The organism is Streptomyces sp. NPDC002889 (genome assembly GCF_042888425.1).
Lineage (GTDB): Bacteria > Actinomycetota > Actinomycetes > Streptomycetales > Streptomycetaceae > Streptomyces.
This window is the reverse complement of sequence record NZ_JBIAPT010000018.1, coordinates 60058-73609: the sequence shown is the minus strand read 5'-3', so window position 1 is coordinate 73609 and position 13552 is coordinate 60058. Positions and strand designations below refer to the sequence as shown.

The window sequence follows — 13552 nt, the reverse complement described above, 5'->3', positions numbered from 1 at the left end:
CCTATGCTTCGCGAACTCACCTGGCGCGCTGCTTGACAGGAGCCGCCACAGCGGCCCTTGCCAAGCTAATGCTTCCCTTCCCCCAAGGACCGGTAGAGCGGCGTCGGGCTGATTCGCCCACCGCAGGGCCATAAGCAGCGCTTCTGGCAGCCAGAAGTACTGGCTCTTGGAGTTCTGACCAGATCCGACTCACGATGAATCAACGAGAGTTCGAGCCCGGGCCGAGTGGGTCCGGTTCGCCGAGAGCGGCTGCGGCTGCGGCTGCGGCTGCGGCTGCGGCTGCGAACTGTTCCTCAGCCCCGCACTGCCATCACTTAGGAGTAGCGAGTTGACCTCCTCTGCCAAAACAGTCAATCCATGGCTTGCTCTGTCGGCGCTCTGTATTGGGTTCTTCCTGATCATGATGGACATCACCATCGTGAACGTGGCGATTCCCGACATGCTCACCGACCTGAACGCCGATCTGAACCAGATCACCTGGGTCAACAGCACCTACCTGCTCACCTACGCCGTACCTCTGCTGGTCGCCGGCCGGCTCGGCGACCGATGGGGCCGCAAACCCCTGTTCGTCACCGGCATGGCGATCTTCACCTTGGCGTCGCTTGCCTGTGGGCTCTCGAACAGCACAGACATGCTGATCGCCGCCCGTGGTCTACAGGGTGTGGGTGCCGCGGTGATGGCCCCGCAGACGATGGCCTTCATCACCACCCTCTTTCCCGACAACCGACGCGGTACGGCCCTGGGCGTCTGGGGCGCCGTCGCCGGAGTGGCCTCCACCGTGGGCCCGTTGCTCGGCGGGTTCCTCGTCGACACCGTCGGCTGGCAGTGGATCTTCCTGATCAATGTGCCGATCGGCCTAATCGGCCTGGCCATGACAGCCAAACTGGTGCCGGGCGGACAACCGCGAAACGATCGCAGCTTCGACGTGCTCGGTACCGTACTGTCCGGCCTCGGTCTCCTGGCGTTGGTGTTCGGTCTGCAGAACGGTCAGCACTACGACTGGGGAACGGTCGTCGGGCCACTCACGGTCCCCGGTGTCATGGTCGGCGGAGGCCTCCTTCTCGTCTCGTTCGTCGTGTGGCAGCGCTACAACACCCGTGAGCCGTTGATGCCACTCACACTGTTCGGGCAGCGCAACTTCAGCGCGGCGAACGTGGCGGCAGCCTCGATCGGATTCGCCCTGACTGCTCTGTATCTTCCGCTGACCCTGTTCCTGCAGTCGGTACTGGATCTGTCTCCACTGGAGACTGGTGTGATCATCGTACCGATGGCCCTCTCCGCCGGCCTGGCCGGTCCGCTGTCGGGTCCCCTGTCCGACCGGGTAAGCGGCAAGTGGGTCGTCCTGACGGGGTTCTTACTGTTCGCCGTCGGCATCGGCATGATCGCGCTCGCGATGCGTCCCGGGGCGAACCTGTGGGTGCTCGCCCTGGCCCTGTTCGTGTGTGGCCTGGGGACCGGTTCGGCCTTCGCGCCGATGGCTAATGTCGCAATGACCGGCGTCCCGCTCCAATTGATCGGTGCGGCGTCCGGTACGTACAACACCATCCGCCAGTTCGGAAGCGTCGTCGGCAGCGCGGCTGTGAGCGTGGTGCTGCAGGCCCAGCTTTCGCAGTCGATGCGGTCTTCGGCCACCGCGGTGGCCGAAGACCTGCCGACCGGTTCCCGACAGGACTTCATCGACCAGATCAGTGGCACGACCAGTTCATCCGAAGGATTCGGCGCGGCACCGCCCGAGGTGCCGAACGATCTTCAAGGTCTGGCCACACAGGCCTTCCACAAGGGCCTGGCGGATGCCGCCGGCAGGACGATGGTGCTCTTGATCGTGGTGTTGGCGGTCGGTTCGCTGGCTTGCCTGACCATGGCCCGCCGTACGCCGGTCAAGCACGACAACGACCATCCGAGCGCTCGGCCCGCGACGCCAATCGATCGAGAGCCGCAGCACGGCTGAGCGCGCTCTTTCACGCGGCAGGGCGTCCGGTGGGTGACTCTGTCGGGGATCTTGGTGTTTCCCGGTGCGGCAGCATAATCAGTGGGCATGCTCGGGTCTGTTTCGAAGGCCGATAGAGTTGTCAAGGTGTCCGTTGTCCGTCCGTCCCCGTTCCGGTGAGCAGGTCCCGTCTCTGGCTGCGCAGGTCGCGCGGGCGAGCGATCCGGGCGGTACGACGGTGTGGGTGAGAGACCGGTTGGACGGGCTGTGGTGCGACGAGGACTTCGCCGACTGGTACCCGCGCGACGGGCGCCCCGGCCTCTCGCCCGCTCAGTTGGCCACCGTCTGTGTGCTGCAGTCCTGCTAGATCTGTCGGACCGTCAGTCGCCGAGTCGGTGCGCTGCCGCATCGATTTCAAGTATGCCCTGGCCATGGAGCTGGACGATCCCGGCTTCCATGACAGTGTCCTGTCCGACTTCCGCGAGCGCTTCGCCCAGGGCGACCGCGCCAACCGTCGGCTCGACCTCGCACTGGCCCGCCTCAAGGACACCCGGCTGGTGCGCGAACGCGGCACGCAGCGCACCGATTCCACCCATGTTCTGGCCGCGGTGCGCGACCTGACCCGGCTGCAGCTGATCACCGAGGCGGTGCCCGCCGCGCTGGAAGAGATCGCAGGCACTGCCCCGCACCTGCTGGCCGGCCTGGTGGGCGATGAGTGGGGCCGCCGCTACGGCCGTCCGGTCCGCCTGGGCAAGAACCCCACCCGGCCCAAGAGCAGGATCAACACCACTGGCGACGACGCCTTACGGCTGCTGGAGCATCTCCGCGGGCACGGTGCAGGCCGCGCGTTCGGTCCCAGGGTCCAGGCCCTGCGGCAGATCATGGTGCAAAACCACTACCGCGACGCGGCGGGCCGCCTGCGCTGGCGCACGGATGACGACGGCGGGCTGCCGCCCTGGTCCCGCGCGATCGTCTCCCCCTACGACACCTCTGCCCGCTACGCCCGCCGCGGGCAGACCACACGCTGGAAGGGGTTTGTCGCCCATCTCACCGAGACCTGTGCTCCCGACTGCGCCAACGTGATCACGGACGTGGCCACCACCCCGGCCACCACGTACGACGCCCAGGCCCTGCCCGGCATCCACACCCGGCTGGGGCGCCGCGGCCTGCTGCCCGCCGAGCACCTGGTCGACGGCGGCTACACCTCCCTGGTCCACCTGGATCCGCCCAAGAGCAACAGGTCACGGTCACCAGTCCGCTGCCGGGCAACCCCACCCGCCAGCACCGCAGGAACGAAGGCTTCGGCAGGGACGACTTCCACATCGACTTCGACCGCCGACAGGTGACCTGTCCCCAAGGCCAGGTCAGCAGGGGCTGGCACGGCCCCTACCAGACCTCCTCGCCTACTGCGGCCCCGCTTATCGTGGCGCGGTTCACCAAGGGCCAGTGCCAGCCGTGTCAGGTCCGCGCCCAGTGCACCACCTCCCGTGGAAGCGCCCGGAACGTGGGCTTTCCCCCTCGAGAACTCCGCGACCTGCAAGTCCGCGTCCGCGCCGAACAGCAGATGCCCGACTGGCAGGCCCGGTATGCGGTTCGCTCCGGAGTGGAGGGCACCGTCAACGAGTTCGCTCACGGACACGGCATGCGCCGCCGCCGCTACCGGGGGCAGTCGAAGGCCCACCTGCAACACGTCTTCACGGCCATCGCCATGAACATCGAGCGCCTCAGCGGCGCCGCCCTCACACGGAGCGTTGTCGAACAACCACAAAAACACAGAGTCTCGATCAGCATCCGACGCCCCCGCCTCAGCCCGTTCCCCGCACCGATGGCCACCCCTTGGCCGCCGCATCGTCTGTAGATACTGGCCAGTCATTCAGCAGCACACAAGGAAATCGCAGGTCACCGGCGTTTCTGGACGCCACAAATGCGCCACCACCTCCGGAGAGTGAAACCTCTGACCTACGCATTCCATGCACAGCCTCAAGAAGCCCTCGGCACGCACATTCCAAGGTCAAAAACAAAGAAACCGCAGGTCAGAGACCTGACCTGCGGTTCACCTTGGAGCCGCCTTCGGCATTCGAACCCGAGACCTACGCATTACGAGTACATCACGCCACCCATTCAGGAACGATCCTGTCCATGATCGGCGTGTGGTCTCCCTGACGGCGAGCGGGAGTGATCGTCAGGGAGTCCAGGACGCATCCGAGCAGCATGCGCCAGTCTGACATCGTCGACTCCTGCCATGCTTCCGCCAGCGCCTGTCCGTCCGCGAAGAAGATCGACAGGTCGGCTTCTCGCGCGAGCTCCGCAGCTTCAATTTCGAGCGTGTCGATGACTGGCGAAGACGATGCGGGTGCCCTGTTGGCTGGAGTCCAGGTTCTCCTGAAGGACGTAGAGCCGAGCCCTGCGTCGGTCGAATTCGTCCAGGGCGCTGCCGATGGCGGCCATGCCTCGTCGGTCGAAACGGTCCGTCTTCCACACTGCCAGCGTCTTGACCTCGCCAGCGATGACCGCGTCCATCGCACCTTCGAGTTTCAGGCGACGGACATGTGCCTTGGAGGCGCTCCGCTGCTCCAGCCACACCTTGCGCACAGCAAGTCCCTGCCGCTCCATCTCTCGGCGGAGGTCGCGCGCGTGCTGCTTGAGTGTCTCGAGGGTTTCCCGCTTCTTACTGCGGCGGAGATAGAGATCGTCCAGGTCGCCCGGGCGCTTGCCCGCCAGTTCCTCCGGAGTCGCGTCCCGGAACTCCTCTGCCACCTTCTGCTTCGCCATATTACCCTCCTACAACACAGATCCGGCCGCTCCAAACGGCATCTGTGCAGGTGAGGGCTGTGCTGTATTAGGCGGCGCTCTCCCAGGCCAGCGCGAGGAACCGCTCGATCCGGCCGAGGTCGAGTTCGACCGCCAGCGAGACACAGATGACGGCGTGATCGACGTTGGCGGCCAGCACCTGGCCTTCGGACCGCTCCGACGACGTCGAGCGTACAAAGGCGGTGCGCCTTGGCAGGACGGTCCGCGCGAACCGCGGATCGCCGGCCGCGTCGACGGCGACCCAGTCGCCCGTGCACACGACCTTCATCGGATCGCGGGGCGTCACGAACTCGGTGTCGGCCCGCACCATGCCGCCCGCGGTGACGACATCGCACTGACCACGGTCGACCCGTACGACACGGCCGGGCAACAGACCCTGATCGGCATGCGGAGCGAACTCCGCCTCCCAACCCTCGTCCCAGCCGTACGGGGCGAGTGCGTGCTGGGCATCAGAAGTGGAAGAGGTGTTGAGCGAAGCGTGGAACAAGGGGAACCCTTCGAAGGGTGGCCCCGGCGGCGCGCTCGGCGCGCGGAAGATGTGGGTGTCAGCCGGAGACCACAGGGGTGGAAACGATGACGAACTCCTGAATGCGGGCAGCGCCCATCGCCGTGACAGTCATCAATGTCCTCACCTCCTGCTTCCTCAACGAACCAACGCTGTTCCTTCGAGAGCGACAACGGCCGCGCCCGGGAACGAACGAACGAACCGTAAACCCACACCGCGACGCGACGCCACCCGTTAATTCCTGGGGCCGCCTCAGCCCCCGGCGCGCATGGACGGAGGGCCACGCTCGGATCGGGGCGAAGGCGGACGCGGACGCGGACCGGGTGCGAGCCATACTGAGCGAGAACAGCGTTCCGGCAGCTCCGGCCCGCACGCCCTTGGGCACGCCTCCCGGGTGGGATGCCCTCACCGACGCCGAGCGGGCCATCGCGCATCTGGCGGTTGCACAGAAATTGACTCAATCGGTCGCGGGCGGCGGTGGGTGGCTTGAGGCCGAACCTAGGGCGGACCCCCAGATGCTCTGACCACAATGGCTCCCCGGAACGCAGCTATCCCCACTCCTGCTTATAGGTGGGCATCAATTCCCCGACGTTGAACTGCCCCACGAGCCGCATCATCTCCACCGCCGTCGTGCGGCGCGGCTCCTGAACTCTGTGCACCTCGTCCTCGAAGCCCCTGTACTCACGCTGAGGCATCCTGCGCGTCAACCCTGGCCTGCTGCTCAAACTCAGCCTGCCTTGCCCGCGCCTTGACCCGCTCTCGCGTGTCCCAGGGATCCGGCAAACCAGATCTTGCTCTGCCCTGCCAAGACAACCAGGTTCACCCGCCGCTTCCGCTGCACAGCCAGTTCTTCGTCGTTTGTTTTGCAGTGAGTTGCCTCTGCACCCTCGGCTCAATCGAGGGTGGCGAGATGATCGGCGTCGCCGCCGCGCCACTCGATGAGGAAGATGGTCGCGTCGTCGCTGGTGATGCCGCCTCGTTCAAGTTTCAGCGCGTGGGACAGCGCGCGCACTACCGCCCGCACCGCAGTGTGGTCACGGACGGTGCGGTTGGTGCACTCGATGAGTTGTTCCTCACCGAACTGTTCCCCGCCGACTTGGTGCTCCTCGATCAGGCCGTCGGTGAAGCACAGCAACTGATCTCCGGGCTGCAGCATCCGCTCGCTGACTTGCGGCTCCTCGCCGCCGAAGCCGACCGGCAACGTGGTCGGGCTCTCCAGCCGGTCCACCACTGAGCGGTCGCGGATCAGCAGCGGCGCCGGGTGGCCGGCGTTGACCCATTGCAGATGGCCCGTGCCAATGTTCAGACGCATCATCTGCGCCGTGACGAAGTGGTCGGGCCCGAACTGCTCGTCGATGGCCCTGTCCATGAACGCGTAAACCTGGGACAGATCGGTGTTGGCGCGCCGGGTGTGTCGATAGGCGCCGATCGCCACCGTCGCCATGGTCGCGGCGCCCAGGCCGTGGCCCATCGCATCGATCATGGCCACGTGCAGGATGTCGTCGTTGAGGGCGTAGTCGAAGCTGTCGCCGGCCACCTCGTAGGCGGGTTCCAGGATTCCGGCCACCTCAACCTGCGGGACCATCATCGACAGCGGGGGCAGCAGCGACCATTGGATCTCGGCGGCCACGCTCATCGGGGCACGGCGGCGGACCTGGAAGAACTGGTCGGTGTAGGAGTCCTTGGTGACGATCATGTCGGCGACCAGACCAGCGAGTCTGCGCAACAGCCGCCGGTCGTCGTCGTCGACGCTGTCCAGGGTGACGACCATGACCCCGACCTGGTCACTGCCATCCAGCAGCGGCAGATACATCCGCACACTGCCGGCCTGTGGCACCTCTACGGCTCTGCGGTTCAGGAACGCCTCGCCGGCGGGGGAGTCCTCGATCGGTTCGGGGTCGCCGACCGTCAGCCGTCGGCCCGGCAGCGGTACCAGGAGCAGTTGTTCGTAGTCCTGCAGGAGGATGGAGAGGTTCCGGCCACCAATCCTGGCGACTTCTTCCGCGACGAGTGGGGCGATCAGATGCGGCGGCATTTCGTGTGCACGGTCCAGCAGCACACCCAGCAACCGCTCGCCGAATCCCTCCGATCGGTCCACCCCGACCGCGCTCTCCCTCCGCTCACCTTCCATCGTCGCTGCCTGTATCCCTTCGTCCCGCTGCTGGTTCGGGGGAACTCACTGGGCCGGGTGTCTCCGGGGAGGTTTCCGCTGAGCAACCGGATGTTCGACTTCGGGGGCTGGAGCCGGTAGGAGTCGGTGCCGTCTGGATGGGGGCGGCTTCCTCCTCCCCCGCGGCGTCGGCGCTTTCAACGCACCGGCCGGCGACCGGCTCACCGTGCCTCCCCGAGCCAACACACGCCTCGATACGCTTGGATCCTCCGGCGGCCACCGAAAGGATCAGCTCGATGGCCACGCAGGCGATCCGCACACACGGGGCGCCTGATGTGAGTGCGATCGACCCGCACAGGTTGACACCGCCAACCGGCCCATCAAACCCATTACGCCAAAGGCAGCATGTCACGCCCGGTCAGGACCGGAGGCCCCCAGTTCCGATGTCCAACCCACTCCCGATCTCACAGTCCGAGTGCCCCGCGGCGGTGACTCTGAGAGCCGGAGCCGCTCTGCGGCAGCCGTGAGAAAGGGGCGGCGGGGCCTCATCGGAGGCGGTAGACGCGGACGCCCGCGCGCGCACCGCCCTCCGCGCCACCACCGGCGAGCGCCGGCAAGACCGCGCGGCGTCGGCGCCCGGCCCGATCCTCACCTGCCCGTCGCGCTGGCCGCCGAGCGCGCCGCGGACGCCTACAACATCTCCCGTACGGACATGGACGCCTACGCCGCGCGCTCACGCCGCCCGGCGGTCACCTCGTGGCAGGACGGGTTCTTCGCCCCCGAAATCGTCCCCGTCCTCACCCCGGAAGGTGAGAAGGGTCGTCCGCGACGACTGCCCACGCCAAGGCGTCACCCCGCAGACTCTGGCCGTGCTCGCGCCCGTCGCCCGCCACGGCGGCCGGGTCACGGCCGGAAACGCGGCCCCTCTCAGCGACGGGGCAGCTGCCCTCATCGTGATGAACGAAGCCACTGCCCGCGCCCGAGGGATCACCCCGCTCGCCCGCATCCTGGCCGGCGCGGTCAGCGCCTACACCCCCGAAACCGAAGGCCCCGCGCCCATCGCCTCAACCCGGCAAGCACTCACACGGACGGCCATGACCCTCGACAGCATCGACGTCTGCGTCGGCAATGAGCCGTTCGCCGCGCAGATGCCCGCCTACTGCCGCGCACTCGACTGCGACCCGGAACGCTTCAACACCCATGGCGGATCCGTCGCACTGGGCGAGCCCTACGGTGCCGCAGGCGCTCGGTTGGCCACCACCGCACTCAACACTCTGTGTCAGAGCGACGCCACCACAGCGCTCATCTCCGTCGTCGCCGCCGGAGGCATCGGCATGACGACGATCCTCGAACGTGTGGCCCAGCTACCTCCATGCCGGCCGCTGTACTGGTGCCGTTACTGGCCGCCTCCGCCCACGCTCCCGCGGAACTCAGTCCCAAAGAGCCACCCATGTCGCTGACTCCGGGGCGCAGCCGGCCCACGATCTGCTGCTGAAGGTGGCACTCGACGAGGACCATGAGGACTTCCTGACGCTGCCGGCGTACAAGCGAGCTGTCGGCTGAGCCCGGCTCGACGCCCGACACCGCACAGCACCGGGGGCGTCGTGGTGCCGCCCTGCGCTACGGCGGTTCCCCGCACGCCGGGGTGCATGCGCTGCCCCGGGACGCCGGCGAGGCCGGGCCCACGTGGGCCCGGCCTCGCCAGAGGCGGTGGATCGGTGATCTGTGATCAGTGGTTGGTGCCCGACGCCCAGATCGCGCGGCTGCCGTCGTAGATGACCACGTTCCCGTCGTCCTGAACGACCAGGCGCGAGCCCGGGTGGCCGGCGGTGTTGGAGGCCCAGACCGCTCGGTTGGAGCGGGTGTAGACGACGAAGTTCCCATCTGTCTGGAGGCGGGCCGTCCACCCCTGGCCAACGGTGTTGGAGGCCCAGCGAGCCCGGTTGAACTCGTCGTAGATGACGAGGTTGCCGTCGGATTGCATGACGAGCCGGGCCGTGTCGGAACTCACCGACTGGTTGCGGTTGAGGGTGAACGGCGCGTGGCGCGTCTGGTTCGACGGGACTGCCGCCTCCGCCGCCCGGCCCGTGGCAGCCGAAGGGGTGTGGTCCGAGGGTGCCGCGTTCGCCTGGCCGACGAGCGTCATGGTGGCGAGTGCGGCGGTTGCGAGAAGCGTGGTGACTCTCTTCCCCACGAGAGAACTCCTTGAGTCAGGTAGTTCATCCAGAGGTGCCCCTGATGGGGCACCTCCCCCGGACTCTGGCATCCGGGCCATGCCGGAAGGATCCACTCCGCACCGCCATGACGTGTTCGTGTCATGCTTTGGCCTGAAATTGCGGACGGCAACTGCCGACGGCTCACTCCACGGCAGGTCCGTATACGAGTCGTCCCGGCAACGGGCTGGCGGTCGAGCCCGCAGCGCCATGCGGCTTCTGTGAGGACCTCTCAGACCTTGTCTGCCGCGACCAGCAGATACTGGAAGCTGCCGTCCTTGTAGGCGTCCAGGAATGCCTTCTCGATGCCGGTGGCCAGGGAGGACTTGGCGCGCAGTTCCCAGTAGGGGATGGTGGCCGCGGTGAGGTCGATGACGCTGACGGGGACGAGACGGTTGGCGGCCATTTCCTTGAAGTAGCTGCTGCGGGGATGAATGCTGCAGATGTAGTGGGCGTTGATCTCACTGACGGCCCGGGACGGCAGTCCGTAGGCGTCGTTGTAACAGCCGGTGATAGTGACGTAGCGACCGCCGTGCTTGAGGAGCCTGGCGTATTCGGGGAACAAGAGGGACAGGTCCACGTACATGGTGCTCTCGTTGTTCCAGACAGCCTGGAAACTGCCGCTCTCGAAGCCGGTGTGGAGCATGTTCTTGAGGTGGAAGCGGACCTCGTTGTCCACCCCGCGTTCCCTGGCCTGGCCGTTGGCAAAGGCGACCTGGGTTTCGGAGATGGAGACGCCGTCGACGCGGCAGCCGAAGCGGCTGTGGGCAACGAAGCTGCTGCCGCCGCGGCCCGAACCGGAGTCCATGAGGCGGTCCGCAGGGGTGATGTCGCCGAGGTGGGTCATCAGCAGGTCGGCCTGGGCGCATTCCAGGCGATGGAGCTCGGCGGTGAGGCGTTCCTGGCGGGTTTCCTCGGGGCCCTCGAGGACGGACCAGTCCACGTCGCCGATGCCGTAGTGGTGGTGGTAGATGCCGTCGACCTCGCCCAGGCGGAGGTTGACGGGGTTCTTCTCCTGGTTCCAGTAGCTGGCGACGGACTTCTGGTAGAGGCTGCGCAGGGGATGGGTGGTGGTGTCCTGGACGGTCATGGGCTTCTCCTTCATGCGGGTTTCTTTACGGGTTCAGTTCGCGTTCTGGTAACGGGCGCTGGTGGCGTGCCACTGTTTGCTGCCGCCCATCCACGCCCACAGACCGGCCAGGTAGCGGCGCAGCTGGGGAGAGCCGGCCGCTGCCAGGACGGCGCAGTCGGCCTCAACGGTGTGCATGAGTTCGTCGTGGATGGCTGCCGTGCGGTCGACGGCTTCCTGGAGGGAGCAGTTGTCCTCGGCGGCGATGAGGTTGGGCAGGTTGGTGTCGGCGGGATCTTCCTTGGCCATCGAGTAGAGGTCGTTGAGCAGGACGTTCGCCATGCCTGCGTAGAGGTAGGTGCGGCGCACGGTGGGGTCGGCGAACTCGTGGGCGGGCAGTTCGTAGCCGCCGACCGGGTCGATCAGCACCATGCAGGGGTAGAAGGCGTTCTCGTAACGGTGCAGGAGGTACTCCCACACCGCGGGCCTGCGCCCGCTGCTGCGCCATTCGGCTTCTTGCCCGTATGCGACGAACATGACGTCGAGTTCGTGGCGCAGACGTGCCACTTGGGTGGTGCTGGCGATCTGGGACAGGTGGGCCAGGCTGGATCGGAAGGCGCGCAGGACGGGCTGCCTGTGCACGAGTTCTTCGAACTGCGCGAGGTAGCGGGCGGGGAGGCGGACGGGGTCGATCACCGCGTGGGCCATCGCGAGGCGGGAGCCCAGGAGTTCCGGTTCTGTGTCGTCGCCCTCGTCGACCCAGTGGTCGTCCACGGACCATTCCGCGAGCCCGCAGCGTGCCGCTGCCAGCAGGCGGTCGGGGTCGTCGCAGTCGGGATGCGCGAGCATGAACAGGCGCCCGAACTGGTGCGAGCGCAGGCGTTCGAGGCGGCCGGTGAAGATGCCGATCTCCGCGGCCCAGTCGACCAGGCGGTTGTTGACCTCCTGCCCGAGGGCGGGGTCGTCACGCACCGCGTCGGGGCAGTACAGGGGCGGGATCCGCACCGCCGCGTCCTGGCCGGCCGAGGGGACTTGCGTGGCGGACGGTGGGACCTCGTCCTGTCGGGCGGACGGCGCCGCTTGCGACGCCGTGGACGGGGTGAGGGAGCTGAAGGCGCGAGCGGCGGCCGTGCCCGGCCCGGCGGGGCCGGCCAGGAGGCGCTCGAGCGCGACGTGCGGGGGCGGGGCCGGTAGGGCCTGCGCGATCCTGCGGGGTGTCGGGGCCGTGGGGAGGACTGGTGGGTGGGCCGCCGGCGGACCGTTCGACGTCCACGGGGGAACGCCGGCGCCACTGGTTCGGGTCATGCGAGGAGTGCCTTTCGGATGGGGCGGGTGGGCGCGCCTGCTGGTGGCCGGGCGTGCGAGGCATGCGCGGTATGCCTGCGTGGGGCGTCATATGTGGGCGAAGGCCCCGAGCGGCCGCGGACGGCGCGTGGCCAACGGCGCCGGTGCAGCGGGGCGGTTGAGGTGCCTGTCGGCTCCGGTCAGCGCCAGCGGCCGACTTCGACGTTCTCCAGGATGCCGAGAGCGTCGGGGACGAGAATCGCGGCCGAGTAGTAGGCGGTGACGAGGTAGGAGATGATCGCCTGCTCGTCGATGCCCATGAACCGCACCGACAGGCTCGGCTCGATCTCGTCCGGGATCCCCGACTGCCGCAGCCCGATCACGCCCTGGTCGTCCTCACCCGTGCGCATGCACAGGATCGAGGTCGTACGAGCTTCACTGAGGGGGATCTTCCCGCACGGATAGATCGGCACACCGCGCCAGGAAGGGACGCGGTGGCCGCCGATGTCCACCGGATCCAGGGGCAGGCCGCGCTTGTTGCACTCGCGGCCGAACGCGGCGATGGCCCGGGGGTGGGCGAGGAAGAACTTGTTGCCGCGCCGTCGCGAGAGGAGCTCGTCCATGTCATCGGGACTGGGCACCCCGTCATGGGGCTGGAGGCGCTGCGCGTAGTCGCAGTTGCTGAGCAGACCGAACTCCGGGTTGTTGACGAGCTCGTGTTCCTGGCGCTCGCGCAGCACCTCAAGGGTGAGGCGAAGCTGCTGCTCGGTCTGGTCCATCGGATCGTTGTAGAGGTCGGCGACGCGGCTGTGGACCTTCAGGACCGTCTGCGCGATGGAGAGCTCGTACTCGCGCGGCTTGGGCTCGTAGTCGACGAAGGTGTGGGGGACGAGTGGCTCGCCCACGTGTCCGGCCGCAAGGTCGATCGCCGCCTCGCCGTACCTGTTGGTGCGCTGCTGCGGGAGCGCCGCGACCGTGTCCAGATGGCTGCCCAGCGACTGGGCGCGTGCGGCGAGGTGGTCGACGTCCCTCCTGGACAGCGCCAGCACCGTGCAGGCGGTAGTGGCGCGGAACGTGCACTCCCAGACCGGCTCCGTTTCGGTCAGACACTGGTCGCCGAAGTAGGCGCCGTCGGCCAGGAATCCCAGAACGGCGTCTCCGCCGTACGGTCCGGTGCCAACCTTGTCGACGCGGCCGTGCGCCAGCAGGAAGACGCGGTCCTTCGCGTCGCCGGCACGGGCCAGCACCGTGCCCGGCGCGCAGTCGACCTGCTCGCAACGACCGGCCAGCTCGCCCAGCACCGCCTCGTCGCAGTACCCCCTGAGCGCCGGCAGCTCCCCCAGCTCAGCCGGGATGACCGAGACCTGCCCGCCGGTCTGCACGAACGTCACCCGCCCGTCGCCCACGGCATGGCTCAGCCGCCGGTTCACCCGGTAGGTTCCGCCTCGCACGTCCACCCACGGCAGCATCCGTAGCAGCCACCGCGAGGAGGTCTCCTGCATCTGCGGAACGGACTTCGCGGTCGTCGCCAGCTTCCGCGCGGCGGACGCCGCCAGACTCTGCTGCCCGGCCCCTTGTCCTTGCGCGGCTTCCCGGTCGGCTTCAACGGTCATATGTGATCCTCAGCTCTCCT

The 13552-nt window shown here is 67.6% G+C and carries 12 protein-coding genes and 2 pseudogenes; 6 read left to right on the top strand and 8 right to left on the bottom strand.

The genetic code is table 11. The features are described from left to right. Nucleotides 1-328 precede the first annotated feature (328 nt). The 4 genes from ACFYWI_RS25740 (at nt 329) to ACFYWI_RS25725 (ending at nt 3785) form a co-directional block, all read left to right on the top strand. Nucleotides 329-1948 carry a DHA2 family efflux MFS transporter permease subunit gene (locus ACFYWI_RS25740; RefSeq protein ID WP_389236850.1) on the top strand — a complete coding sequence of 540 codons (1620 nt, stop codon included), beginning with the start codon at nt 329-331 and terminating at the stop codon, nt 1946-1948. 133 nt (nt 1949-2081) lie between these two features. Then, nucleotides 2082-2294 (top strand): hypothetical protein, encoded by a 213-nt coding sequence (locus ACFYWI_RS25735; protein WP_389236848.1) that lies wholly within the window; start codon nt 2082-2084, stop codon nt 2292-2294. Nucleotides 2295-2358: 64 nt separating this feature from the next. Then, entirely contained in the window at nt 2359-3273 is a 915-nt protein-coding gene (locus ACFYWI_RS25730; RefSeq protein ID WP_389236846.1) for a hypothetical protein, read from the top strand. After that, nucleotides 3270-3785 (top strand): transposase, encoded by a 516-nt coding sequence (locus tag ACFYWI_RS25725; RefSeq protein WP_389236844.1) that lies wholly within the window; start codon nt 3270-3272, stop codon nt 3783-3785. The genes ACFYWI_RS25730 and ACFYWI_RS25725 overlap by 4 nt, the downstream gene beginning before the upstream one ends. Nucleotides 3786-4240: 455 nt before the next feature. Here the strand turns inward: ACFYWI_RS25725 and ACFYWI_RS25720 are convergent, their stop codons facing one another. From ACFYWI_RS25720 to ACFYWI_RS25705, 4 genes and pseudogenes are all read right to left on the bottom strand, one after another. After that, on the bottom strand, nt 4241-4699 hold the full coding sequence (locus ACFYWI_RS25720; RefSeq protein ID WP_389236842.1) for a recombinase family protein: 459 nt from the start codon (nt 4697-4699) through the stop codon (nt 4241-4243). 70 nt (nt 4700-4769) lie between these two features. Continuing rightward, nucleotides 4770-5225: pseudogene (gene rsgA / locus ACFYWI_RS25715) on the bottom strand (GTPase RsgA); the annotation flags it as partial. Between the two features lie 566 nt (nt 5226-5791). Further along, nucleotides 5792-5938 (bottom strand): hypothetical protein, encoded by a 147-nt coding sequence (locus tag ACFYWI_RS25710; protein ID WP_389236840.1) that lies wholly within the window; start codon nt 5936-5938, stop codon nt 5792-5794. A 197-nt stretch (nt 5939-6135) separates the two neighbouring features. Continuing rightward, nucleotides 6136-7374, bottom strand: coding sequence for a PP2C family protein-serine/threonine phosphatase (locus tag ACFYWI_RS25705; protein WP_389236837.1), 1239 nt, complete (start codon nt 7372-7374; stop codon nt 6136-6138). Between the two features lie 454 nt (nt 7375-7828). On the opposite strand from ACFYWI_RS25705, the pseudogene ACFYWI_RS25700 reads away from it, so the two are divergent. Then, a pseudogene (locus ACFYWI_RS25700) lies at nt 7829-8149 on the top strand (hypothetical protein); the annotation flags it as partial. Between the two features lie 13 nt (nt 8150-8162). Continuing rightward, nucleotides 8163-8813 (top strand): hypothetical protein, encoded by a 651-nt coding sequence (locus ACFYWI_RS25695; RefSeq protein ID WP_389236835.1) that lies wholly within the window; start codon nt 8163-8165, stop codon nt 8811-8813. 269 nt (nt 8814-9082) lie between these two features. On the opposite strand, the gene ACFYWI_RS25690 is transcribed toward ACFYWI_RS25695, so the two are convergent. The 4 genes from ACFYWI_RS25690 to ACFYWI_RS25675 all read right to left on the bottom strand — a co-directional run bounded on the left by ACFYWI_RS25690 (nt 9083) and on the right by ACFYWI_RS25675 (nt 13532). After that, a complete protein-coding gene (locus tag ACFYWI_RS25690; RefSeq protein ID WP_389236833.1) occupies nt 9083-9547 on the bottom strand; it encodes a bulb-type lectin domain-containing protein in 465 nt (154 codons plus the stop codon). 251 nt (nt 9548-9798) lie between these two features. Further along, entirely contained in the window at nt 9799-10671 is an 873-nt protein-coding gene (locus tag ACFYWI_RS25685; RefSeq protein WP_389236831.1) for a geranyl diphosphate 2-C-methyltransferase, read from the bottom strand. A gap of 18 nt (nt 10672-10689) precedes the next feature. Continuing rightward, on the bottom strand, nt 10690-11940 hold the full coding sequence (locus ACFYWI_RS25680; RefSeq protein WP_389236828.1) for a family 2 encapsulin nanocompartment cargo protein terpene cyclase: 1251 nt from the start codon (nt 11938-11940) through the stop codon (nt 10690-10692). A gap of 179 nt (nt 11941-12119) precedes the next feature. Then, nucleotides 12120-13532 (bottom strand): family 2B encapsulin nanocompartment shell protein, encoded by a 1413-nt coding sequence (locus ACFYWI_RS25675; protein WP_389236826.1) that lies wholly within the window; start codon nt 13530-13532, stop codon nt 12120-12122. Nucleotides 13533-13552: the final 20 nt, after the last annotated feature.

Bases quoted from the DNA above. Each gene is read 5' to 3' on its own strand.
- ACFYWI_RS25685 (WP_389236831.1), bottom strand. From the start codon at position 10,671: ATGAAGGAGAAGCCCATGACCGTCCAGGACACCACCACCCATCCCCTG.
- ACFYWI_RS25720 (WP_389236842.1), bottom strand. From the start codon at position 4,699: ATGGCGAAGCAGAAGGTGGCAGAGGAGTTCCGGGACGCGACTCCGGAG.
- ACFYWI_RS25710 (WP_389236840.1), bottom strand. From the start codon at position 5,938: ATGCCTCAGCGTGAGTACAGGGGCTTCGAGGACGAGGTGCACAGAGTT.
- ACFYWI_RS25680 (WP_389236828.1), bottom strand. From the start codon at position 11,940: ATGACCCGAACCAGTGGCGCCGGCGTTCCCCCGTGGACGTCGAACGGT.
- ACFYWI_RS25675 (WP_389236826.1), bottom strand. From the start codon at position 13,532: ATGACCGTTGAAGCCGACCGGGAAGCCGCGCAAGGACAAGGGGCCGGG.
- ACFYWI_RS25705 (WP_389236837.1), bottom strand. From the start codon at position 7,374: ATGGAAGGTGAGCGGAGGGAGAGCGCGGTCGGGGTGGACCGATCGGAG.
- ACFYWI_RS25730 (WP_389236846.1), top strand. From the start codon at position 2,359: ATGGAGCTGGACGATCCCGGCTTCCATGACAGTGTCCTGTCCGACTTC.